The sequence below is a fragment of the Mesonia hippocampi genome (assembly GCF_014197445.1).
Classification (GTDB): domain Bacteria; phylum Bacteroidota; class Bacteroidia; order Flavobacteriales; family Flavobacteriaceae; genus Mesonia; species Mesonia hippocampi.
The window spans coordinates 158,712-182,858 of the sequence record NZ_JACIFO010000007.1 but is presented as its reverse complement, the minus strand read 5'-3'; the positions used below and the strand labels follow the sequence as shown (position 1 = coordinate 182,858).

The 24,147-nt window shown below is 33.8% G+C and carries 22 protein-coding genes and 1 other RNA gene; 8 read left to right on the top strand and 15 right to left on the bottom strand.

What is annotated here, in order from left to right; genetic code table 11:
* Positions 1-116: 116 nt before the first annotated feature.
* Positions 117-980: a hypothetical protein gene (locus GGR32_RS09570; RefSeq protein ID WP_183477977.1), complete on the bottom strand. Its 864-nt coding sequence runs from the start codon at positions 978-980 to the stop codon at positions 117-119.
* Between the two features lie 35 nt (positions 981-1,015).
* A complete protein-coding gene (locus tag GGR32_RS09565; RefSeq protein WP_183477976.1) occupies positions 1,016-1,426 on the bottom strand; it encodes a hypothetical protein in 411 nt (136 codons plus the stop codon).
* Positions 1,427-2,302: 876 nt separating this feature from the next.
* Here GGR32_RS09565 and GGR32_RS09560 point away from each other — a divergent pair.
* The 4 genes from GGR32_RS09560 to GGR32_RS09545 are packed head-to-tail and all read left to right on the top strand — an operon-like array spanning position 2,303 to position 7,077.
* Positions 2,303-2,812 carry a DUF2975 domain-containing protein gene (locus GGR32_RS09560; protein ID WP_183477975.1) on the top strand — a complete coding sequence of 170 codons (510 nt, stop codon included), beginning with the start codon at positions 2,303-2,305 and terminating at the stop codon, positions 2,810-2,812.
* Positions 2,813-2,815: 3 nt separating this feature from the next.
* The gene (locus GGR32_RS09555) at positions 2,816-3,019 is read left to right on the top strand and encodes a helix-turn-helix domain-containing protein (protein WP_183477974.1); all 204 of its coding nucleotides are present in this window, start codon (positions 2,816-2,818) and stop codon (positions 3,017-3,019) included.
* Between the two features lie 21 nt (positions 3,020-3,040).
* Positions 3,041-3,913 carry an ABC transporter ATP-binding protein gene (locus GGR32_RS09550; protein WP_183477973.1) on the top strand — a complete coding sequence of 291 codons (873 nt, stop codon included), beginning with the start codon at positions 3,041-3,043 and terminating at the stop codon, positions 3,911-3,913.
* Positions 3,910-7,077 carry a M1 family aminopeptidase gene (locus tag GGR32_RS09545; RefSeq protein WP_183477972.1) on the top strand — a complete coding sequence of 1,056 codons (3,168 nt, stop codon included), beginning with the start codon at positions 3,910-3,912 and terminating at the stop codon, positions 7,075-7,077. The genes GGR32_RS09550 and GGR32_RS09545 overlap by 4 nt, the downstream gene beginning before the upstream one ends.
* Before the next feature lie 349 nt (positions 7,078-7,426).
* Here GGR32_RS09545 and GGR32_RS09540 read toward each other — a convergent pair whose 3' ends face one another.
* The 6 genes from GGR32_RS09540 to GGR32_RS09515 form a co-directional block, all read right to left on the bottom strand.
* Positions 7,427-8,047, bottom strand: coding sequence for a DUF417 family protein (locus GGR32_RS09540; RefSeq protein WP_183477971.1), 621 nt, complete (start codon positions 8,045-8,047; stop codon positions 7,427-7,429).
* Between the two features lie 73 nt (positions 8,048-8,120).
* On the bottom strand, positions 8,121-8,936 hold the full coding sequence (locus tag GGR32_RS09535; protein WP_221403715.1) for a helix-turn-helix domain-containing protein: 816 nt from the start codon (positions 8,934-8,936) through the stop codon (positions 8,121-8,123).
* Between the two features lie 573 nt (positions 8,937-9,509).
* Positions 9,510-9,812 carry a type II toxin-antitoxin system RelE/ParE family toxin gene (locus tag GGR32_RS09530; RefSeq protein ID WP_183477970.1) on the bottom strand — a complete coding sequence of 101 codons (303 nt, stop codon included), beginning with the start codon at positions 9,810-9,812 and terminating at the stop codon, positions 9,510-9,512.
* Positions 9,809-10,051 carry a type II toxin-antitoxin system ParD family antitoxin gene (locus GGR32_RS09525; protein WP_183477969.1) on the bottom strand — a complete coding sequence of 81 codons (243 nt, stop codon included), beginning with the start codon at positions 10,049-10,051 and terminating at the stop codon, positions 9,809-9,811. The genes GGR32_RS09530 and GGR32_RS09525 overlap by 4 nt, the downstream gene beginning before the upstream one ends.
* Before the next feature lie 169 nt (positions 10,052-10,220).
* Positions 10,221-10,700, bottom strand: a complete 480-nt coding sequence (locus GGR32_RS09520; protein WP_183477968.1) for a glycosyl-4,4'-diaponeurosporenoate acyltransferase CrtO family protein — start codon at positions 10,698-10,700, stop codon at positions 10,221-10,223.
* Between the two features lie 468 nt (positions 10,701-11,168).
* Positions 11,169-12,359, bottom strand: a complete 1,191-nt coding sequence (locus tag GGR32_RS09515; protein WP_183477967.1) for a proline dehydrogenase family protein — start codon at positions 12,357-12,359, stop codon at positions 11,169-11,171.
* 164 nt (positions 12,360-12,523) lie between these two features.
* On the opposite strand from GGR32_RS09515, the gene aroB reads away from it, so the two are divergent.
* Complete coding sequence (aroB, locus tag GGR32_RS09510) at positions 12,524-13,588, top strand: 3-dehydroquinate synthase (RefSeq protein WP_183477966.1); 1,065 nt, start codon at positions 12,524-12,526, stop codon at positions 13,586-13,588.
* 2 nt (positions 13,589-13,590) lie between these two features.
* Here aroB and bcp read toward each other — a convergent pair whose 3' ends face one another.
* A complete protein-coding gene (gene bcp / locus GGR32_RS09505) occupies positions 13,591-14,040 on the bottom strand; it encodes a thioredoxin-dependent thiol peroxidase (RefSeq protein WP_183477965.1) in 450 nt (149 codons plus the stop codon).
* Between the two features lie 30 nt (positions 14,041-14,070).
* Between bcp and nth the strand changes: the two genes are divergently transcribed.
* Positions 14,071-14,733 carry an endonuclease III gene (gene nth / locus GGR32_RS09500; protein ID WP_183477964.1) on the top strand — a complete coding sequence of 221 codons (663 nt, stop codon included), beginning with the start codon at positions 14,071-14,073 and terminating at the stop codon, positions 14,731-14,733.
* Positions 14,734-14,758: 25 nt separating this feature from the next.
* Here nth and GGR32_RS09495 read toward each other — a convergent pair whose 3' ends face one another.
* Positions 14,759-14,908 (bottom strand): hypothetical protein, encoded by a 150-nt coding sequence (locus GGR32_RS09495; protein ID WP_183477963.1) that lies wholly within the window; start codon positions 14,906-14,908, stop codon positions 14,759-14,761.
* A 94-nt stretch (positions 14,909-15,002) separates the two neighbouring features.
* Positions 15,003-15,590: an RNA polymerase sigma factor gene (locus tag GGR32_RS09490; protein ID WP_183477962.1), complete on the bottom strand. Its 588-nt coding sequence runs from the start codon at positions 15,588-15,590 to the stop codon at positions 15,003-15,005.
* Positions 15,591-15,813: 223 nt separating this feature from the next.
* Here GGR32_RS09490 and uvrA point away from each other — a divergent pair, with 223 nt between their 5' ends.
* Both uvrA and GGR32_RS09480 read left to right on the top strand, forming a co-directional pair.
* Positions 15,814-18,600 (top strand): excinuclease ABC subunit UvrA, encoded by a 2,787-nt coding sequence (uvrA, locus tag GGR32_RS09485; protein ID WP_183477961.1) that lies wholly within the window; start codon positions 15,814-15,816, stop codon positions 18,598-18,600.
* Positions 18,601-18,788: 188 nt separating this feature from the next.
* A complete protein-coding gene (locus GGR32_RS09480; protein ID WP_183477960.1) occupies positions 18,789-19,709 on the top strand; it encodes a hypothetical protein in 921 nt (306 codons plus the stop codon).
* A gap of 63 nt (positions 19,710-19,772) precedes the next feature.
* On the opposite strand, the gene GGR32_RS09475 is transcribed toward GGR32_RS09480, so the two are convergent.
* The 4 genes from GGR32_RS09475 to GGR32_RS09460 form a co-directional block, all read right to left on the bottom strand.
* Entirely contained in the window at positions 19,773-21,929 is a 2,157-nt protein-coding gene (locus GGR32_RS09475) for a M3 family metallopeptidase (protein ID WP_183477959.1), read from the bottom strand.
* A 154-nt stretch (positions 21,930-22,083) separates the two neighbouring features.
* On the bottom strand, positions 22,084-23,643 hold the full coding sequence (gene rny / locus GGR32_RS09470; RefSeq protein ID WP_183477958.1) for a ribonuclease Y: 1,560 nt from the start codon (positions 23,641-23,643) through the stop codon (positions 22,084-22,086).
* A gap of 48 nt (positions 23,644-23,691) precedes the next feature.
* A non-coding RNA gene (gene ssrS, locus GGR32_RS09465) (6S RNA) lies at positions 23,692-23,800 on the bottom strand.
* Between the two features lie 53 nt (positions 23,801-23,853).
* Positions 23,854-24,147, bottom strand: coding sequence for a cell division protein ZapA (locus GGR32_RS09460; RefSeq protein ID WP_183477957.1), 294 nt, complete (start codon positions 24,145-24,147; stop codon positions 23,854-23,856).

Here is a 24,147-nt window from a genome sequence, read left to right as displayed (position 1 = left end):
AACTATTCGCTCAACTAGTAAAAAAATAAAGCCGCTTAAAACGGCTTATATAAAATCGATTTAGGCAAAATTATAGGCTTGTGCAACGGTTACCAGTGTTGCCAGTAGTACTTTTTTCAAAACATTATCGGTATTTGATTGTCCATCGTCTTTAATCCATTAACCATTTTTCTTTCCTTAATCTTCATATAGATTTTTCCATTTTTTTCTAACTGACCAATAGTTAGAGTAATAGAAGTAAATTCATCCAAAGCTTGTATGTCAGTTTCTTCAGTCAGTTTAGGGTTAACAAACTCCCAATTATACCCTCTCCATTTGCTTTTAAGACCGTTGTCATTATCTGATACATTAATTTCATTGACAAAAGACAAAACGTAATTCTTAAATAAAATTTTGTTGTTTTTTAAATCAATGGTTAAGTCATTGAAAATAGAAGTTTTGTCTTGACCAATAAAGTTTATTCTATCTGCATTTTTTTTAATTTCAACTATTTCTTTTCCACTTGAGACGACTTCTACTTGTTCAGAAAGTTTTAAATATTCATTGTATTCAGATTCTGTCATTCCAAAGTTAGGATGATATTTTAGTGGTTTCCCTTTTTCAGCTGTTTTGATATAATTTTGAAACCATTCATAATTTTCTTGAAATGCTTTTTGAAGTTTAGCTGTCAGTTCCAATTGTTTTGGGTCAGTTTTTAGTTCATCCATTATATCAACAGAGACTGAATTTTGGTCAAATAATTTCGGTAAATCATTTGTTGGGTTTCCCGTTACTTTTTCAGTTTGGGATTGACCACAGCTTGTTAAAAATAGAAAGCAAATAAGTATTGTAAATTTTATCTTCATCAATTTTTCAGTTTTTCGTATTACTGGCAACGTGTTTGTATAAGGAAAGTTGCGTGTTTGTGTGCGAGGATTTTCCGAAGGAAAATCAGAAGCTAGCAAACGGGCAACTAACTTTGGTTTAGCTAAAACTAGCAATTTTTTTTATACGGTGTTGTAAAACGTTTTTTTATTTAATCCTGCGTTAGGTATTGGTTTTCAGAGTAAAATTTTTCATTGCCTTTAACGTTACTAAAATTAAACTTAATGATTGTATCTATATTTTTTCGCTTAATATTTATTGTTAAAGACTTATTCTTTTTAATAATTGTATCTCCAACTTTGAAAAAGTCAAAAAGATCGGAACTTTCGAACATAAAATCCATTTGCTTTTTACCAAATATTTGTTCTTCTAATACAACTACAGGTCTAGCATGATTGTATTTATCGATATATTTATTAGTAATTATTCCTTCGTAATTTGAATGATATGTATCATAAACAATTTTGTCGAAAAACTTTTTTTGAGTCCGATTATCGCAGGAATTTAATCCGAGTGACAGAAAAAAAGATAAAATAATATATCGATTGGACAATTTTTTCAATTTTCTCAAATGTTTTACAACTTGTATATATCCTCAAAGATATATAACTTTTTATGTTAAAACAAGAGGGGTGTAAAAAGCTTAAGAGGGTTTGGTTAAAATATATAAAATTTACTTGTTTTTTTAATAAAAACCCTCAAAAAAACAGGCTAAGAATATTTCTGTTAGGGGCTCTATTTTTAATAGCTTTTTATAGCCTATAAATATGTCATTTTTACACCATATATAAACCACAGCTAAACTAAAATCAGCCCATTTTTTAGTGGACAATTTGTGGTCTCACCCTAGACTAGGTATGGACTAGGTGTGGACTAGGTATGGCTTTGATAGGGGAAAAACGTGAGTAAAACTAAAGGCTGATTTTTCGTAAAATAATGGTATAAATAACCTGTAGATTTTATTGTTACTATCGGCTTGTTTTTATCTAAAAAAACAGTGATTTTATCGTCTGTTTTTAATCTGTTTTTTGTCAAGACAAAATGAACGAATAATAAACTTTATTGTACTTACTTTTTTTTAGTTCTCAAACTTTTTATTTGCTAATGGTGTTCATGAATCAACAAAGTTGATTTCATTGTCGTAAAAAGTAACAAAAAAGACTAGGCTACCGAATCTTGTCTTAAATTTATTACTAGGAAGCTAAATTTTAGAGAACTCGTATTAGTAAGCCAATACTCAAACAGCCTAAAATTTTAACACTTCTTTCGTGGTAAATTTTACAAACAATTTTCGTGATGCCAGAAAACTAAAATTCAGTCTAATCTATTGGCTTATTTTTCTTGAATAAACACGAAAATAAATTATCATAAAAAATAAATAATTATCGTAAAACGATATTTTTTTATACATTTACAGAAATAAATTAAATTTTATTCTATGCAGAAAACGATGATTATCTCCAAAATCTTATATTTCATTACAAGAATATTGGCAGGCTTGTATATAGTTACTGGGATATACGGAGCATTAAGTTGGCTAACGAACACCCATTTACAATTCAAAAATGAGCAAACAATCATCACCTATCCTTTTACAGAAAAGGCGTTTTTAATTTTAGATAGCAATACAACCTATTTAATCTTTTCGTTTTTGATTCCTGTTTTTGGGTATGGTTTGTTTTTTTGGTTGCTGTCTAATGTTTTTAAGGTTTTTTACCAAGACAAGTTATTTACTTCAGAAAACATCGTGCATCTAAGGCGGTTTTACCTTGTCAATATATTTCTGCCGACTGTACTCACCATTTTCACATCGTTTTTTATACCAATAGAACACGAAATGTTTGTAATCATTATCCTACATCTTGTTCTTGGTGTTTTTGTGTTTTTTATGTCAGAAATATTCAACCAAGGATTGCATTTACAAAACGAACAAGACTTATATATCTAGACTATGCCAATTGTAATAAATATAGACGTGATGCTCGCCAAACGAAAGATGAAGAGTAAAGAATTGGTTAAAGAAATTGGCATTACACCTGCAAATTTATCGATACTTAAAAATGGAAAAGCCAAGGGCATTCGCTTTGAAACTTTAGAAAAAATATGCGAAGCCCTGGATTGTAAACCCGGAGACATCATAGACTATGTAGACTAACGCTTCCTTAAATATCACCTTATGAATACATTGAAAATTAACAATGTATCCCTTGTGTACAACAATGGATACCAGGCGCTTCATGCCATAAATTTAGACATAACAAACGGTGTTTTTGGTTTACTAGGGCCTAACGGCGCAGGGAAATCTTCGCTTATGAAAACCATTGTAGGCTTACAAAAACCATCGGAAGGAGAACTGTTTTTCAACGGCACAGACATTGTAAAAACCCCATTGGAAATACAAAAACAGCTGGGGTTTTTGCCCCAATATTTTGGTGTTTACCCTAAAGTTTCGGCTTACGATTTGTTGGAGCATTTGGCCAGGTTAAAGGGTATTCACAACAAAAAAGAGCGGCATGACCAAATTATAACTCTTCTGGATAAAGTGAATTTAACAGATGCCAAAAACAAAGAGGTACATACGTTTTCCGGTGGAATGAAACAACGTTTTGGTGTGGCTCAAGCCTTATTGGGAGACCCGAAAATTGTTATTGTGGACGAACCCACAGCGGGTTTAGATCCGGAAGAACGCAATAGATTCAATGCTTTGTTGAGCGAAATAGGTGAAGATATCATCATTTTATTATCCACCCATTTGGTGGAAGATGTACGCAATCTGTGTTCGCAAATGGCCATCATAAAACAAGGAAACATTGTGGCCGAAGGAAATCCAAATCAGTTTATTAATGCGTTGCACGGAAAACTATGGCAAAAAGCCACAAACAAAAACGAACTCCCTAAACTGGAACCGAATTTTAAAGTTATCAGCAAACAATTTATTGAAAAGGTGATGCACATAACCGTTTATGCAGATGCCTGCCCAACCGGGTTTCAGGCGGTAGTGCCAAATTTAGAACACGCTTACTTCACTCATTTAAATAGTGCAACATGAAAACGGTTTTAAGTAACGATATATACAGCTCGCTAAAACAGACAGCTACTCGTTTTGCTTTGCTGGCTTATTTGGTTTTAGGCTTTTTTGCAGGTTATAAGTTCAATATTAATATTGGTGATGGAATTGCTGCCAATGCGCCCTATTCGGTTGGATTTATGACAGGTTTGTTAAGCTTGATTATTATTTTAATGGCAACGCTGTTGGCTTTTTCAGGGTTATTTAAGGAAGGTGATACTAATTTTGGTTTGATAGTTTTTACAACACCAATAAAGAAACGTGACTTTGCTTTAGCCCGCTTTTTATCCTTCTTTTTGCTTACTGTATTTAGCTTTTTTACTTTAATGCTTGGTTATGTTATCGGGTTGCATGTGCAAACAGATGCTAAAATGCTCGCAGGGTTTCAGCTGTGGCATTATGTGTATCCTTTTTTGATTTTTGGGGTAGTAAATAGCTTGTTGGTATGCAGCATCCTGTTTTTTTGTGCGAAAAAATTTCAGAATAAATTATTGGTGGCTATTGCAGGTTTAATGCTTTATATAACCTATATGATTGTGTTGATGTTTTCAAACGCGCCGTTTATGGCACAATCGCTACCGCAGTCTTTATTGGCTCAAAAAATATCGGCCATAACCGATGTTTTTGGGCTGTCGGCTTACTTTTATGAAGCCAAAGCTTTTGATGTTTTTCAAAGAAACCATAGCACCGTTTCGTTTACCAATGTGCTATTGCTCAATCGCCTGTTTGTTATTTTTCTTTCATTAATCATGGTAAAGCTGGGCATTCGTGCATTCTCGTTTTTACCGGTTTTTAAGCAAAAGTCAAAAAAGAAAAACACGGCATTAACATCTAAAAAGACCAAACGTTTAGACGCTCCATTTGCTACAGCAAGCACTTTATTTAATTCAAAAACAAGACAGGAAGCGCTGTTTTCTTTTGTGAAAATCGATCTTATTTATTTGTTTAAAAGCATTCCGCTTATTTCGGCTTCAGTATTGCTCTTATTTTACGTGGGTGTGGAAATGTATGGCGATATTGATATGGGAATTAGACTGCCACAACAATATGCCAGTTCAGGACTGTTGGCTCAAACCATTAATGAAACATTTTATTTTATTGGGGCATTGGTGGTGGTTTACTTTACAAATGATGTGTTTTGGCGTGCAAACGCCAGTGGGTTTTCTATCATCCAAAACACCACCTATTATGCAAGAGAACGATTACTGGCACACAGCATAAGCATGGTGTTATTGGTTGTCTTTCTTACGGGTTTAATGCTGTTGGAAGCGATTATTTTTCAGCTTATTTTTCAATACACCTACATTGATTGGCAAGCATATTTTGGTGTTTTTGTTTTTAATACGTTACCACTTATACTCCTTTCCTTAATACTGCTTTTTTTGAATAGTAGGAGCAAAAACAAGTCGATTGCTTTAGGGATTTCCATCTTGTTTTTCTTATTGTTTGTGACACCCATCTCAAAAAATATCATTTCCAATCCGTTGTTTAGAGTATTATCTGGGTACAAAGGTGCTTATAGCGATTTTATAGCTTACGGGCCTTACTTAAAAATGTTTTTATGGCGGCTAATTTTTGGATTTTCTCTGGTTGGGCTGCTATTTTTCGTTTCTCATTTAATCAAAACGGCAGCCAAAAGAAAAAACAAAATGGTTGCCCTTATTGTTTGTGGATTTATGGCGTTTTTTAGTGGTTTTTCTTTTTTAGAAGGCTATGAGCCTAAAGATAAGGAGGCTGCTATTTTGGAAAAAGTCACTTACGAAAAAAACTACCGAAAATACCAAAACCTTCCACAGCCCACGATAAAAAAGGTTGTCACCGAAATCGATTTGTTTCCTAAAGAACAAGCTTACCGAATAAAAGGCAATTATTGGTTGGTAAACCCCCACAACCAAGCTATAGATTCTATTCTTGTTAGTGTTCCGAAAGACTTTGAGATCCAATCGCTTTTATTTAGTTATAAAAATGATACCATCATGCTAGATGGTTCCATCTCAGAATTAAAATTAAAACACGCTTTACAAGCACAGGATTCGGCAAAACTGGAATTTGAATTGACCTATAAATGGCAGGCTGTTAATGGCCATAATCCCTTTAATGCGATTGTAGCGAATGGGTCATTTATGCGAATTAGTCGGTATTTTCCACAATTTGGTTACGATGCCGACAATGAAATTTCAGATAAAACCATTCGAAAACAACATGCATTGGGGGAAGAGACGCAAATGAAGCCGTTGGACGCTCCAAAAACCGCTGTAGATGATTTTATTCGTTTAGACATGCAGATTTCTACCGATAAGAATCAAATTGCTGTTGGTACGGGTGCATTAAAGAAGCAATGGCAAGACGCCAATAGGAATTATTACCAGTACCAGGCAAATGCCATTCCGTTTCGTTTTGCGGTTTCTTCTGCCAGCTACCATGTTAAAAAAGTGCAACACAAAGGCATTTCTATTGAGGTTTTATACCATCCTTTGCACGAAAATAATGTGAACCATCTCATAGAAAACACCAAACTTTCATTGGACTATTGCACCAAATACTTTGGGCCTTATCCTTTTTCCTCTGTACAATTTGCTGAAGTTTCCTCGTTTACACAAGGCTTTGCAGGAACGGCTTATCCCGGCGTGATTTTTATGACAGAACACATGATCTTTCATGCCAATATAGAAGACAGCCATAATCAGGATGTTATCAATGAATTGGCAGGGCATGAAGTGGCACATTTTTGGTGGGGCACCAACCAAATTGATCCCGATTACCGAGAAGGTTATGCCATGCTAACCGAAAGCTTGGCGATGTACACCGAAATGATGATTTACAAAAAAATGTACGGCAAAGACAACATGTTGGAACGTGTGGCCATTCACCTGCAAATCTACGATGCCGAAAAAGGTTTTAACGAAAACCTTTCTTTGTTGAAAGCCACTAAAGATAATGCTTTTGTTGCCTATTCTAAGGGCGCCATAGTTTTTGTGGAATTAAGTGAATTGATTGGAGAAGATCGGTTAAATTTAGCGTTAAGAACTTTTTTGGAGCAACATAAATATCCTAACGCGAAGCCTACTCCAACTGATTTATTAGAAGAAATCCTAAAGGTTAGTGATAAGAAATTTGAACAAAAAATTAACGCCATGTTTGAGTAAAAGCTATTGGCTACACCATTTTTATATTAAAACAAGAAGAGATGTAAAACCCTAAGAGAGTTTAATTTAAAAGTATAATAAAAAAAATCTAGGCTACCGAATCTTTTCTTAAATTTATTACTCGGAAGCTAAATTTTCGTGATGCCGAAAAACCCGACAGTTTTGCAGAAATAGCTGTAAATCCAGTGGAAGTGCGTCTTTGCAAAGCAAAGACAAAGCATGAAACGCCAGATTTAGCAGCGGTTTTAAACTCGCTTTTAAAAATTTCCTAAAAACAGGCTTGCCCTTTTGGTTTGGATTGTACCAAGATAAAATGAATATACCTAAAACAGCGTAACAATACTTGTTTTTAACTTAGGTTTTTGTTAGATACACTCTTTATTCTTTTAGCACAATCCGATGCAATAATTAAACCTCCTGCCATCATAATAACATCTTTTAGAACTAGTCTACCTGCTCCAGAGAGAAAGGGAAATCCAAAATGAGGGGTGGGCATATCTCCGCCTAAATTAGGAACATAAACTTCTGGTGTAGTAATTAAAAATGACAGTGTAACAATAGACATTCCAAAGGTCAATAATCCTCCTAAAAGTCCAATTTTCGGGAGCCATATGCCTAAAAGTGTAACTATTCCTATGATAACAATAAGAGTGCCTAAACCATAAGAAAATATATATGTTCCATTCGATTGATGCCACTCAATATTATTGGCAACCATCTTGCCTTCGGGGTTTTTATGTAGTTTATATGCTGCTACTGTTTTTCCTTCCTCATTGACATTTACATCATTGGCGTGTTTATAGAAAAAACTCATAAACGGACTGTTTGCTACAAATGGAACAATACCATCTGCTTCATATTGAAATGCTTTTAACCCTCCAATCCATGCCATTACAATAAAAATTGCTACGCGTATTGCGTTTATAAAATTATAATGGTTATTACTTAAAAATTCTATTAATCTATTCATATTAAAACTGTTTTCTGTAAAGATAAAACATGCTTTTCTTTGAACAAATGGACAATAATTGAAAAAAGATGTATTATTTTGCCACGACAGAAATACCTACTTTTTGCCGAAATTGTGAAGGTGAAAGTCCTACTTCCTTTTTAAAATAGCGGCTAAAGTAATATTTGTCATCAAAATTTAGCAACGTTGCAATTTCTTTGACAGATTTATAGGTGAGATGTAATTGCTTCTTGGCTTCTAAAACAACACGCTCCTGAATTAGTTTTGTAGGGGTTTTTCCAAATTGTTGTTTTACTTTTTTGCTAAAGGAGGAAGTAGACATTGCCAATACGTTGGCATAAAAAGAAGGAGCCCGTTGTTGTATAAAATGTTCTTCTAGTAACGGTTGAAATTTAAATAGTTGCTTTTCAAAAGGTTGTTCTATGAGTGCATCATCAATTTGTAATGCTTTTTCTCTACTGCATATTGCCAAAAGTAACTGTAGATAAGATTTTAGTACCGAATCAGAAAAAGTTATTTTGTTTTTATTTTCAATCGCCATTTTCTCGATAAGTTCTTCCAATTCCCCAAATTTACACGCACCCAATAAAATATAGGGTTGAGAATAAATATTATTAAATAACAAGCCATTACAGGCAACTTCCTTTTTATGGTATTCAATACAATAAAAGTCACCGTGAAATTCTATTAATTTAATCTTTTGAGATGATTTTCCGAACCATTTTAGATTTTGATATGGAGATAAAAAAAGGATGGAATTTCGTTCATTTTTATAATTCACAAAATCGATAGAGAACTCATTGGCATCTTCCAACAAAATGATAGCGTATCTTGGTATGCTATAATTTTCTGCAAAATTTTTTGTTTCAGTATGTAGTATTGATAACAATCCAGTTATGTTTTAAATTATTGGTAACGCCTTGATAGATATTATAATTTTTGTTGAAGTTGTAATTTCAAATATAGGCAACTATTTATACAGAGCAAAATAGTGATAAGCCTTTAAATATATCCTTTAATATAGCTTGTTTTACTGCTTTTTTCCCCTGAAACAAGTCACTTTGCTTAAAAATAAAACAATTAACTCATTTTTTATAGCCTTTATGTAGCCTCAACATAAATTAGCTGCGGTTTTGATAAGAGAAAACAATAAGGAAAGAAGTTTATTTCTCTTAAAATAACTGTATCAACACAAATAGATTTTATTGTTATTACAGGCCTGTTTTTATCTAAAAAACAGTGATTTTTTCGTCTGTTTTTAATCAGTTTTTTGTCAAGACAAAATGAACGGATAATTAGTTTTAGTTACTTACTTTTTTTAGTTCACAAACCTTTTATTTGTTAATGGTGTTCATGAATCAACAGAGTTGATTTTATCGATAAAAAACAAAGCCACTTAAAACGGCTTGTATAATATCAATTTAGACAGAGTTATAGGCTTGTGTAATTGTATGCAGTTTTTTTATTTCAGTCGTTTTTTAGTATCCATTCGTTGGTGCAAAATTCTAACAATTTCTACGATATCATTTTCTACTTTTCTGTAAAAAATCAGATGAGATTTTATTTCAGTCACACGATAATTCTTTCGAGTTTGCTCCACCGATTTTCCGGTCATATAATTATCAGCAATGAATTCAATTTCCGAAATTATTAGGTCATAATATCTATCCGCTTGTTCTTTAGACCATTTATTCAAAGTATAAACCCAAATATTTTTTAAATCCTTAATCGCTTCTTGACTTATTCGATATTGGTTTTTACTCATAAGTACTGACGATGTAATTCTTTCAGATTTTGTTTTGAGTCAAAATTCTCAACAAATCCACTTTGTTCTCCTATTTCGAGAGCTTTAATTAGTTCTTTTTCTTTTTTTTCTTCGCGTTCTAAAAGTCTTAAAGCAGAACGAATAACTTCACTAACAGAACCGTATCTTCCAGATTTGACTTCTTCTTTAATGAATTCCTCAAAATGATTTCCGAGTGATATTGATGTGTTTTTTCCCATTTTGGATATTGTTTTCAACAAATATACCAAATCTTGGTAACGTGCGCAAATTGCACACAACGCCCTGAAGAATATCACGATTTGCATTAAAGTGATACCCTCAAATATATACAACTTTTATGTTAAAACAAGAGGGGTTTAAGTGAAATCTATAAAATTTATTTGGTTTTTACCTCGGTTCTTTGTTGGCTACAGTTTTTATTTGTCGATTAATAAGTTTATCAATTCTTCTTTTGTTTTCTTGTTGTAATAATAAAGGGTATAAATTCATTAAAGTATTAGCAATCATTATTGTCAGTCCGAATAATAAGTTGTGAGTAAAACTTTTATAAACAGCAAAACCGGTTACGAAAATAAATCCAATCAGATGACTTATTTCAGCGATAGTCATTTCTTTTCGTATTTCAGTCAATTCCACATTTTTATTTTCAAGTTTTATTTTCTGATTAAAAAACTTAAAAAAGGTGTTTTTTACAATCCATTTAAAATATCCAATTCCGATTTTTTTATTCAGATTCTTGCTCTCAATAAAGTTCAAGTGTGATAATTTTTCGTAGTATTCCGTTTTCACAATAATACTATTCAAAATCATTCCCACAATCCAAGATATAAAGCATATTGAAATTCCAAATGTTAAATATTTAATCATAAACTTTTTTGTTCTGTCAAAATTGTAGCCAACGCCCTGACGGATATGGCGATTTGCGTTTAACTGTTAGCTTCAAATACACACTACTTTTTATGTTAAAACAAGAGATAGTGTAAACCCTTATAAATTTTAGTACACTTACTTTTTCTAGTTCACGAATCCTTTATTTGCTAATAGTGTTCATGAATCAACAAAGTTGATTTCATCGATAAAAAAACGAATCAAAAAAGACTAGGCTGCCGAATCTTGTCTTAAATTTATTACTCGGAAGCTAAATTTTAGAGAACTCGTATTGGTAAGCCAATACTCAAACAGCCTAAAATTTTAACGCTTCTTTCGTGGAAAATTTTACAGACAATTTTCGTTATGCCGAAAAACCCGACAGTTTTTAATTTGTATGGTATGAACAATGAATAAATAAGCTATTCCTAAAAGCTCAGAAAATGTATATAAATCTTTTTAAGGAATTTATTTTACACGTTTTACATATTGCCCATCTCTACGGTGCTGTTCTTCTTCTAAAAGAGCCAGCTCTCTTCCTGTTTGTCCTTTAACCGATGTGTTTTCTTGGGCACGACGAATAAGGTATGGTATAACGTCCCTAACTGGTCCAAAAGGCACTAATTTAACCGTATTATAACCATTTAAAGCTAAATTGTAAGTAATGTGTTCGCTCATCCCAAATAACTGACTAAACCAAATTCTATCATCATTTTTAGCATAGCCCATCTCATCCATATGCTGCATTGCCAAATAGGCACTAACTTCGTTATGCGTTCCTATAAACAAATTAATATCGTCTAGGTGTTGTAAGCTATAATATAATACGGTGTTGTAGTTTACATCTGTAGCTTCTTTATCTTCGCATATAGGCGTAGGGTAATTAAGTTTTTCGGCACGTTCATTTTCTTTTTCCATATAAGCGCCACGTACAATTTTAGCGCCTATTTTATAGCCTTTTTCTTTTGCTTTTATATGGATGTCTTTTAAGTATTGTAACCTATCCCAACGGTAACATTGCAATGTGTTATATACAATAACTTTTTCTTTATTGTATTTTTCCATCATTTCTTCTATCAGCCAATCTACGGCATCTTGCATCCAAGATTCTTCTGCATCAGCAAGAATTTTCACATCTAGATCATACGCCAGTTTACATATTTTATCTACTCGCGCTTTAACCCTATTCCATTCTGCCGTTTCTTCTGGAGTTAGTTTTTCTTTCTGTGAAACTTTTTCCCATATCGCAAAACGTCCAATTCCTGTTGGTTTAAATACCGTAAAAGCAATTTCTTTACGCTTTTGGGCAAATTCTACCAATTTTATTTTTGTTGCTAAAGCGGCATCAAAAGCGGCATCGTTTTCCTCTCCTTCTACAGAGAAATCTAACGTGCTATGTACATTTTTGGTATACATTTTTTCCATTACAGGAATGCAGTCTTCTTGGCTTGTACCGCCGCAAAATTGCTCAAATATGGTTTTCCTTATCAGGCCTTCTACAGGCAAGTGTAATTTAAGGGACCAATTGGTAAGTTTTGTACCTATGCTTACCATAATCGGTTTGTCCATCATTCTAAAAATGAAAAGTGATTTTTTTAATTCTTCATCACTTTTTAGCGAAAATGCTCGCTTCGTATTATTAAAAATTTTAGTTACCATTTTTTTAGAATTTAATCGCGGCAAATATAGACTTTGATTGCTTTAAAACAATTAGTTATTAAGAGAAAATTACAACTAATTTTTATGCATAAAAAATCATCTTAAATTAGCTTAAAACAGAAGAAAAAAAGTATGTACCTTAGCCAAAATTATAAAAAAGAACTATGAATTTGCCTGAATTTTCTTCAAAAATTATTTATAATGAGGATACTTTTAAAAGTTTAGCGGCTTTTATTAAAACTTTTAAGGCATCCAATATTTTTATTTTAACAGATACAAATACTAACCAGCATTGCTCTTCTTATTTTTTAAGTAATTTAGAAACTACACTTGCTGTAGAAGTACTTGAAATAGAAGTTGGAGAACAGCATAAAAATATAGAAACTTGCTTTCAGCTGTGGGAAGCAATGGCAAATTTAGGTGCCGATAAAAAAACCTTACTTATAAATTTAGGCGGAGGCGTACTTACCGATTTAGGTGGGTTTTTAGCTTCTACCTACAAACGGGGTATCTCGTTTATAAACATCCCTACCACATTATTAGCCATGGTAGATGCTGCTATTGGCGGTAAAACGGGCGTTAATTTGGGAAATCTAAAAAATCAAGTTGGGGTTATTAATCCTGCAAAAGCAATTCTTATAGACCCTAGTTTTTTAGCAACCTTACCTCCACAAGAAATGCGTAGCGGATTAGCCGAAATGCTAAAACATGGACTTATTTATGATGCTGCGTATTGGAATAAACTATCGGCGCTAAATAAATTAACTACCGCAGATTTGATGGAACTCATCAAAACTTCTATAGAAATAAAAACCACCATCGTAGCGAAAGATTTACACGAGAACAACCTTCGCAAAGTATTAAATTACGGGCATACGCTAGGGCATGCAATAGAATCTTATTGTTTTAATCATCCTAATCTTCCTAAACTATTACACGGAGAGGCTATTGCTATTGGAATGGTTTTAGAAGCCTACCTTTCGGTAGAAATCGCTTCGCTCTCAAAAGCTGCTGCCAAAGAAATTAAGCAAGTTGTTTTACAAAGTTTCCCTAAAATTACTTTTACCGAAACCGATATCGAAAATATTTACCAGCTTTTGCAACACGACAAAAAAAATAGCCACGGGAATATACAGTTTGTACTTCTCGAGGCTATTGGTAAACCTGTTATTGATTGTAACGCTACCTTTACCCAAGTAAAAGCCGCGTTTGATTTTTATAACAGCTAATCTTAAAGTATTTGTTCGGCGTGTGCCTTGGTTTTTACTTTTGTGATTACCTCCTTAATAGTTCCGGTTTCATCGATTACAAAAGTAGTCCTATGGATACCGTCATAAGTACGTCCCATAAACTTTTTTGGTCCCCAAACTCCAAAAGCTTCGATAACTGCTTTATCCTCATCTGCTAGTAACGGAAAAGGAAGCTCGTTTTTAGTTTTAAAATTGGTTTGGCGGCGTGCAGAATCTGCACTTACTCCTAAAATCTCATAACCTTTTTCTTGAAACTTACTCCAATTATCACGAAGGTTACAAGCCTCGGCCGTACAGCCTGGTGTACTTGCTTTTGGATAAAAGAAAACAACTAGTTTTTTGCCCGAATAATCGGTTAGTTTATGTAAATTTCCATCTTGATCTGTTCCAGAAAAATCTGGGGCTTTATCACCTGGTTTTAAATTTGTCATAATGCTTATTTTTGCTAAAAATATAAAAAAATGAAGAAACAAGAAAAAGTAGCTTTTGTTATCGATACGTTAACCGAACTCTATCCGCATACACCTATTCCGTTAGACCATAAAGACCCTTACACGCTTTTAATTGCTGTACTTTTATCTGCCCAAAGTACCGATGCTAAAGTAAATCAAATTACACCGCTTTTATTTGACCGTGCAGACAATCCGTACGCTATGATAAGACTAAGTGTAGATGAAATTAGGGAAATTATAAAACCTGTAGGGCTCTCGCCTACTAAGGCTAAAGGAATTTATGGACTTTCGGAAATTCTAATCGAAAAATACAACGGAGAAGTTCCCGTAGATATGGAAGCCTTAGAGGAATTACCTGCGGTTGGGCATAAAACTGCCAGTGTGGTGTTAGCGCAAGCTTTTAATATTCCTACCTTTCCTGTTGATACGCATATTCATAGGCTTATGTACCGCTGGGGATTATCGTCTGGGAAAAATGTTCAGCAAACCGAAAAAGATGCTAAACGTTTATTTCCTAAAGAACAATGGAATGCTTTACACTTGCGGATTATTTTTTATGGTCGAGAATATTCTCCCGCTAGAGGTTGGAACTTAGAAAAAGACATTATCACCAAAACTATTGGTAGGAAAACCGTAATTAACGAATATTACAAAAAATCCTCAAAAAAATAGTTCAGGTATTTTTTTGAGGATTTTATCAATTAATAATGGTTTCAAATGCTATACTTTCATGTGTTGCTACATGCAAAGCTTTTGAGTAACTCAACAAAAAAGCTATTGTTTCTTTTTTAGGGGTTAAATGGTTTGCATTTTCATGCGGGTTTTTATTTAAGTAAAGTTCTGCCATCTACATTTAATTTATTAGTTAGTAAACTAAACATAAAACGCATTTTTTTACTATATATTGTTTTCTTACTTCTTTTCTTTCTAGAATACTAAACCTAATTTGTTAAAACAATATTATTTTTATCTATTACTTTACGTAAGTTTATTAATGCATAACGCATTCTTCCCAAAGCGGTATTAATGCTCACGTCTGTTTTGTTAGCTATTTCTTTAAAACTCATATCTTTATAAATACGCATTAACAATACCTCTCGTTGATCTTCGGGCAGTTCATCGATTAGTTTTCTTACATCATTTTCTATCTGGCTTTTAACCATTTGTTTCTCTGCGTTTAGGTGTTCATCTTCCAATACAGAGAATATATTAAAATCGCCTTTACCATCAAATTTAGGCATTCTATTAGATTGTCTAAAATGGTCTATGATTAAATTATGAGCAATACGCATAACCCAAGGTAAAAATTTTCCTTCTTCGTTGTATTTTCTATGTTTTAAATTTCGGATTACTTTAATAAAGGTATCCTGAAAGATATCTTCGGTTAAATCTCTATCTAAAACTTTAGAGAAAATAAAATTATAAATACGTTGTTGGTACCTATCTATTAGGGTTGCTAAAGAAGCTTCGCAACCATTTATATACCTACTTACTAATACTGCATCGGCAGTGGTATTTAACTTTCCCATATCAATTACTTTGGTATTAAGATTTTTTGGTTTTCTATATAATGTGCTTAATAAAGTAATTGTATGCTATAGGCTATAATTTGTTTGTTAGAAAGTATAAATATATAAATCTTTTTTTTAAGAAATACATTTAGTTAAAAAATTTAACATTTGTAATGCGCTTTTATTCTTTTTAAAAGGCTGTCTTATTTAAGTATATTTGTTGAATTAGAATATATATACTATGAGTGTTTCTATAAAAGAAGTTGACCCGAAAAATAATATCATCATACAAGGAGCCGCACTACACAATCTAAAACATATAGATGTAGTTATCCCTAGAAATAAGTTAGTTGTAATTACAGGATTATCTGGCTCGGGGAAATCAAGCTTAGCTTTTGACACCCTTTATGCAGAAGGTCAGCGCAGGTATGTAGAAAGTTTATCATCTTACGCTAGGCAGTTTTTAGGACGTTTAAACAAACCAAAAGTCGATTCTATTAAAGGAATAGCTCCTGCTATTGCTATCGAACAAAAAGTAAATTCTACCAATCCACGCTCTACCGTAGGCACCACAACAGAGATTTACGACTACCTTAAACTGCTTTTTGCACGAATAGGAAAAACATATTCCCCTGTTTCTGAAAAAGAAGTAAAAAAACATAGCGTAACCGATGTTTTAGAAAGCATAAAAGCACTTCCTGAAAAAACAAAGTTATTACTGTTAGCACCTATAATTTTAGAGAAAGGAAGAAGCTTCCCTGAAAAATTAAAAATACTCCAACAACAAGGTTATAGCCGAATAAAACACAAAGATGTTGTTACAAGAATAGACGAACTTGAAAACCCAAAAGCAAGTAAAAAAACAAGCTATATTGTAATTGATAGGATTATAACAAAAAACGATGAAGATTTTTACAACCGCCTAGGCGACGCCATACAAACAGCTTTTTATGAAGGCAAAGGAGAGTTGTTTATCGAAGATATCTCGACAGGGAAATTAACTTCGTTTAGCAATAAATTTGAATTGGATGGCATGCAGTTTTTAGAACCTAACCTACACCTGTTTAGCTTTAACAACCCGTATGGAGCTTGCCCAACTTGCGAAGGTTATGGAGATATTATTGGTCTTGACGAAAGCCTAGTTTTTCAAAACACAAGCCTCTCTATTTACGAAGATGCTATTTACCCTTGGCGAGGCGAAAGCATGCAATGGTACAAACATCAATTAATTAATAATTCTCATAAATTTGATTTCCCTATTCATAAACCTTATTATGAGCTTTCTGAAGAACATAAAAAACTCCTATGGACAGGTAACAAATATTTTACAGGACTAACCGATTTTTTTAAGGAACTAGAAGAAAAAGCCTATAAAATTCAAAACCGAGTAATGTTATCACGTTACCGAGGGAAAACAGCTTGCCCCACATGCCAAGGTAAACGTTTAAGAGAAGAAGCCAGCTATGTGAAAATTAACAAGCACGCTATTACCGATTTGGTAGAACTTCCCTTAAACGAAGTTGCTGCTTTTTTTAACACCTTAAAACTAACTAAACACGACCAACAAATAGCCAAACGCTTATTGATTGAAATAAAAAACAGGTTGCAATTTCTTAACGATGTTGGGTTAAATTATTTAACCCTAAACAGAAAATCCAATACTTTATCTGGCGGTGAATCTCAACGTATCAACTTAGCAACCTCGTTAGGGAGTAGTCTTGTCGGCTCCATGTATATTTTAGATGAACCCTCTATTGGGCTTCATCCTAAAGACACCGAAAAACTTATTGAAGTATTAAAATCATTACGAGATTTAGGTAATACTGTAATCGTCGTAGAACACGATGAAGATATTATGAAAGCTTCCGATGAAATTATTGACATCGGTCCAGAAGCAGGAACTTTTGGAGGTGAAGTAGTAGCCACTGGAGATTACAAAACCATCTTAACATCTAACTCCCTTACTGCCAAATACCTAAATCAAAGCTTAAAAATAGAAGTTCCTAAACATCGGCGCCCACATGTAGAATATATAGAAGTTATTGGGGCAAGAGAAAACAACCTTAAAAACATAGATGTTCGTTTTCCTTTGGGCGTATTTACCGCCATTACAGGTGTTTCTGGTAGTGGAAAAAGTACCTTAGTAAAAAAACTTCTTTACCCTGCTCTGTTAAAAGAACTTGGTAATTTTGGCGAAAAACTAGGCGAATGCACCCGCGTACAAGGTAATTTTAAAAGCATAGATCAAGTAGAGTTTATAGACCAAAACCCTATAGGGCGCTCCTCACGATCTAACCCCATTACCTACATTAAAGCTTACGACGACATCCGAAGCCTTTTTGCCAAGCAAGGTCTTGCTAAAGCCAGAAACTACCAGCCTAAACATTTTAGCTTTAACGTAGATGGTGGACGTTGTGAAGTTTGTAAAGGCGAAGGAGAGGTTACCGTAGAAATGCAATTTATGGCAGATGTACACCTAACTTGTGAAGCATGCCAAGGAAAGCGTTTTAAAAGTGAAATTCTAGAAATTAAATTTCATCAACATTCAATCGCCGATGTTTTAGAAATGAGTATCGATAATTCCATCGCTTTTTTTAAAGAACATAAAGAAAATAGTATTGTAAAAAAACTAACGCCTTTACAAGAAGTAGGTTTAGGCTATGTTAGTTTAGGGCAAAGCTCTTCTACCCTATCGGGAGGTGAAGCCCAGCGTATTAAACTGGCTTCTTTTTTAGGAAAAGGAAAAACAAAAAACAAAACATTTTTTATTTTTGATGAACCTACTACAGGCTTACATTTTCATGACATTCAAAAATTAATAAAATCTTTTAATGCGCTACTCGAAGTAGGACATTCGCTATTGGTTATCGAGCATCAAATGGATTTAGTAAAATGCGCAGACCATGTGATAGACTTAGGCCTTGAAGGCGGTAAAAACGGAGGTAGTTTAATTGCCTACGGAACTCCAGAAGAAGTAAGTCTTAATAAAACATCTTATACGGCTAAATACCTAAAAGAGAAGTTATAAACGGCACAGTATTTGCAATATTATACATGAATATGCATTCATATTTCATATTCATTTTGGTTGGTTAGTTAGAAAACCTTTAGGGAAATCCTAAAGGTTTTCTTATTTAAACAAATCGATTGACTATCAGCGCATTAACAACAACGGCATAATACTTGCAAATCACACCATAACATAAAACATTTTGTATGAAAAAGCTTAGTATTCTTATCAGTTTTTTATTTTGTGGAATAGTCACAGTTGCTAACACAAATCGACACCCTAAATCGCACACCTATCCTTCTGCGATTATTTTTACAGAACAACATATAGACTTTGCTATATATCCAGATGGGCAATTTGATTTTTATATTCAAAATTCAAAGCCTAATGCACAGTTGGTTATCAACACTCCGCACGTAAACATTAGTTTTAATAGCGGGTACAATTATAATCCTTATATACAATACGATGATTTTGGAGCGGTAATACAAATAGAAAACGTTCCTATTTTTTACGATTATTATGGTAGAGTAAGCAGAATAGGAAATATTTTTATCGATTACAACTTAGGAAGATTACAACGTGTTGGCAACATGTATTTGGTTTATAATCCTGCAGGCATTTTTATGGGATACCGAGGCTACATAAACCCGTATAACCGCACTTATGTTTACAAAGTTCAACATAAGCATTTTAGAAAGCCGCCTGCTCAACATCGCATTGTATACACGCGTCCTTACCGTAGTTACTATCAGCCAAAGCGAAAATCGTATAAAAGTTTCAAAAAGTATTATAAAAACAATACAGATGCGTATCCTCGCAGCTATTATAAGCCCTCAGATGCTGTTACTACATATCACCGTGGCAGAAGCAATTTAAATAAAACCTCTAGCAATAGGGAAGTTTATGATTACAATGACCGCACTTCTAGAAAAAGAAATACCGCTAGCAGTAATAGAACTAATACTACTAAATTTCAAAATCAACCTAAATACAACCGAGCGGCCACAAGAAGCCCTCGAAATCATAACGCTGTAAAAAACAACAGACAAAGTTCTTCAAAAAATGCACGTACACAACATAGACGTACAGCTAATGGGCGCTCAAAATCGTCAAATAGAATTTAGATTATCAAAAAAAGGATACTAATTGTAGTATCCTTTTTTCTTTTCTAATGTATTTATGTTTGCCTATTTTTTAGGAGCAAAACCTCTATCTCTCATCAAAGCATCGGTAGTAGCCTCACGTCCTCTAAACTTTTTATAAGCTTCGGCAGGATCCATAGCATTTCTTGGAGCAAATAAATAGTCTACCAACTTTTTCGCTAAGGCTTTATCGTAAAAACCACCTGGAGCTTCGGCAAAAGCTTCGGCTGCATCGGCTGTAAGTACATCTGCCCATAAATAACCATAATATCCAGTAGCATAACCCTCCCCAGAAAATACGTGTCCAAAATGAGGCGTACGGTGTCTCATTACAATCTCTTTTGGCATTCCTAAAGCGGCTAAAGTTTCTTTTTCGTATTTTTTAGGGTTTAGCATTTCCAATTCTTTATCACTCATGGTATGGTATTTCATATCCATTAAGGCAGAAGCTAAAAATTCTGTTGTAGCAAAACCTTGATTAAAGGTTGCTGCTTTTTTAATTTTTTCAACTAGAGCAGCAGGAATAACCTCATTGGTTTCGTGATGACGTAAAAATTTATGAATAACCTCATCGGTAGAAAGCCAACGCTCTAACAACTGTGATTGGAATTCGGTATAATCTCTTACGCCTCCATTTAATGTAGGATATTTTACATCTGATGCTAAGAAATGTAAAGCATGTCCAAATTCATGGAAAAAAGTAATGGCATCATCCCAAGAAACCAATACTGGCTCACCTGGTGCTGGTTTTATAAAGTTAGAGTTATTGGAAGATAATACAGGTTTATTTCCTGTAAGCTTTGTTCTGTCACGATATGTTGTTGCCCAAGCACCAGAACGTTTACCTGTTCTAGCATAAGGGTCTAAATACCAAAGTCCTACTAAATCACCTGAGGTTTTATCGGTAACTTCCCATACGTTTACATCTTCTTGAAAAACAGGAACACTTCCTTCTTTTACAGGAGTAAAATTATAATTAAACAACTCGCCTGCCGTAAAGAAAAGTGCCTGAGTTAAGTTTCCTAATTCTAAATATTGTTTAACTTCTTCGCTATCTAAGTCGTATTTTGCTTTTCTTACTTTTTCTGCATAAAAACGATAATCCCAAGGTGCTATGGTAATATTTGCTCCTTCTTTATCGGCAATGGCTTGCATATCGGCTACTTCTTCTTTTACTCGTGCTAATGCTGCTGGCCATACTTTTTCCATCAATTGCATCGCATTTTCTGGATTTTTCGCCATACGATTTTGTAAACGCCATTCTGCATAATTATCATAACCTAATAAAGCAACACGTTTATCACGTAATTGAAGTATTTTCTTAATTATTTTATTGTTATCATACTCATCATTATTATCGCCACGGGCGTAATAATTTTCCCATACTTTTTGGCGTAATTCACGCTCGGTAGAATATGTTAAAAAAGGATCCATCGAGGAGCGTGTATTGGTAATCGCGTAGCTTCCTTCTTTACCTTTTTCTGTTGCTATTTGCGCCGCTGATTTCACAAAAGATTCTGGTAAACCTCCTAGTTGCTTTTTTGTAAGGTAAACAACATAGTTTTCTTCGTCTGCCAAAACGTTGTTAGAAAACGCAGTGTATAGTTTTGATAGCTCCTTATTAATAGCGGCATATTTTTGCTTATCGGCTTCCGAAAGGTTTGCCCCATTCATGGCAAAATACTCATAAATTAATTGTAGGGTGCGTTGTTCTTCTGTAGGAAGCGGATTTTGTTGGGCATTATCGTAAACTTGTTTAATGCGCTTAAATAAGGTCTCGTTTTGCGCAATTTTTGAAGAATAATCGCTGATGATAGGCGCGAGTTCTTTTTGTATTTCTCTAAATTTACTAGAAGACATATTGCTGCTAAATATTCCATAATATGTAAATGCTCTATCTAGTGCTGCTCCTGATTTTTCATAAGGGATAATAGTGTTTTCAAAACTTGGCGCTTCCTTATTATTTGCAATCGCGTCAAGTTCTGCTAAGTGCATTTTTATACCTTCTGTAATGGCTGGCTTGACCATAGAAACGTCCATTTTATCAAAGGCAGGAACACCTTGATAAGGCCCTTTATAATTTTCTAGTAAAACATTTTTTACAGGGAGATCTTGTTTTTCCTTTTGTTGTTGCGGCTTCTCTTTACAGCTAGAAAATAGTACGGCTACTATTAGTAAGCTTTGTATAGGCTTAATTTTCATAATATATTTTTTAAAAAGTGAAAATACTAAATTTTATATTAGTTACCATATAATCCTTAGGCTTTTGGTTTTTAAGGTTTTTACCGTTTATTTTTTACAAATAAAAAAGGGAAACAAAACTGCTTCCCCTTTTATTATAAGTTTCTTTATGATTTTATTTTGCAATATTCACTGCTCTAGTTTCTCTAATTACCGTTACTTTTACCTGTCCAGGATAGGTCATATCGGTTTGAATTTTCTGAGAAATCTCAAACGATAAGTTCGAGGCTTTTTCGTCATTAACTTTTTCGCTTTCTACAATAACTCTTAGTTCTCTACCTGCTTGAATTGCATAAGCTTTTTTAACACCATTAAATCCAAAAGCAATGTTTTCTAAGTCTTTTAAACGTTGGATATAAGAATCTAACACTTGTCTGCGTGCTCCTGGTCTTGCTCCACTAATGGCATCGCACACTTGAATAATTGGCGATAATAACGATGTCATTTCTATTTCATCGTGGTGAGCTCCTATGGCATTACAAACATCTGGTTTTTCGCCGTATTTTTCTGCCATTTGCATTCCTAAAATTGCGTGTGGCACTTCGGTTTCGGTTTCTGGTACTTTCCCTATATCGTGTAATAATCCAGCACGTTTAGCTAACTTAGGATTTAAGCCTAATTCTGCTGCCATAACCCCACAAAGTTTAGCTACTTCACGAGAGTGCTGAAGTAAGTTTTGCCCGTATGAAGAGCGGTATTTCATACGCCCTACCATTTTTAATAACTCTGGGTGTAAGCCATGAATTCCTAAATCGATTACGGTACGTTTTCCTATATCGATAATTTCTTCATCAATCTGTTTACGGGTTTTTTTCACCACTTCTTCTATTCGTGCTGGGTGAATTCTCCCATCGGTAACCAAACGGTGTAAAGAAAGTCTTGCTACTTCTCTTCTCACGGCATCGAAACAAGATAATATAATTGCTTCTGGGGTATCGTCTACAATAATCTCTACGCCTGTTGCTGCTTCAATTGCTCTAATGTTTCTTCCTTCACGCCCAATTATTCTTCCTTTTACATCATCGCTTTCAAGGTTAAATACCGATACGCAATTATCTATTGCTTCCTCTGTACCAATACGCTGGATGGTATTAACTACTATTTTCTTCGCTTCTTGTTGTGCGGTTAGTTTTGCTTCTTCTATGGTATCTTGAATAAGTGCCATAGCGTCTGTTTTTGCCGACTCTTTTAAGGTTTCTACCAATTGGGCTTTCGCTTCCTCTGCACTTAAGCCTCCAATAATTTCTAATTCTTTTATTTGTCGGTCGTGTGCTTTATCTACTTCTTCTTGGCGTTTTTCTACATAGTCAAAACGCTCATCTGTTTCTTTAAGTTTTATTTCTAATTCTTTGTTTAATTTTTTAGATTTAGAAAGCTCGTTAGAAACTTTAGATTCTTTATCTCTAGTGCGTTTTTCTGCATCGGCTATTTTTTTATCGCGTGCTAAGATCACTTTTTCGTGTTCTGCTTTAAGCTCGATAAATTTTTCTTTCGCCTGTAAGATTTTGTCTTTTTTAATACTTTCGCCTGTAGTTTTTGCTTCTTTTACAATAGCTTCTGCTTTTTCTTTAGCTTCTTCAATATGCTTCTTCCCTGAAGTTTTACTGATTAAAAAACCTAATAAAAAGCCTACAATGGCTGTAGCTACTGCTATAATGATTGTCAATGTTTCCATAAAAAATGATATAAAAAAAGCCTGTATTAGTATGATAATAATCTGTATAAACTCCGTTTAAAACAGGTTTAGGGTTAACTTACTGATCAAGGATCCATTCTAAGATGGCTTGCTTTTACAATATAGACTCACCCTTTTTAATTGATAAGTGTTGAGTTTATCGATTCAAAAAAACTAATACAGGCAGTAATTTTGGTTATTTAAAAGAACTTATTTTATCTGTTCATCTAAAATGCTATGTAAATACCTAAGTTTTTCTTCGGCCAATAGCATTTCTCTATCTTCTGTTATTACTTGATGTTCGGTTTGTGCTGCAAATTGTAAAGCACACATGGCTAATACATCTTGTTTATCACGAACCGCATAACTCTGTTCAAATTGCTTAATTACAGTTTCTATTTTCTTAGCTGCACGACGCAATCCCTCTTCTTGCTCTGGAGCAATGGTAAGCGGATATACACGATCTGCTATTGATATTTTTATTTTCTGCTTTTCATTCTTCAC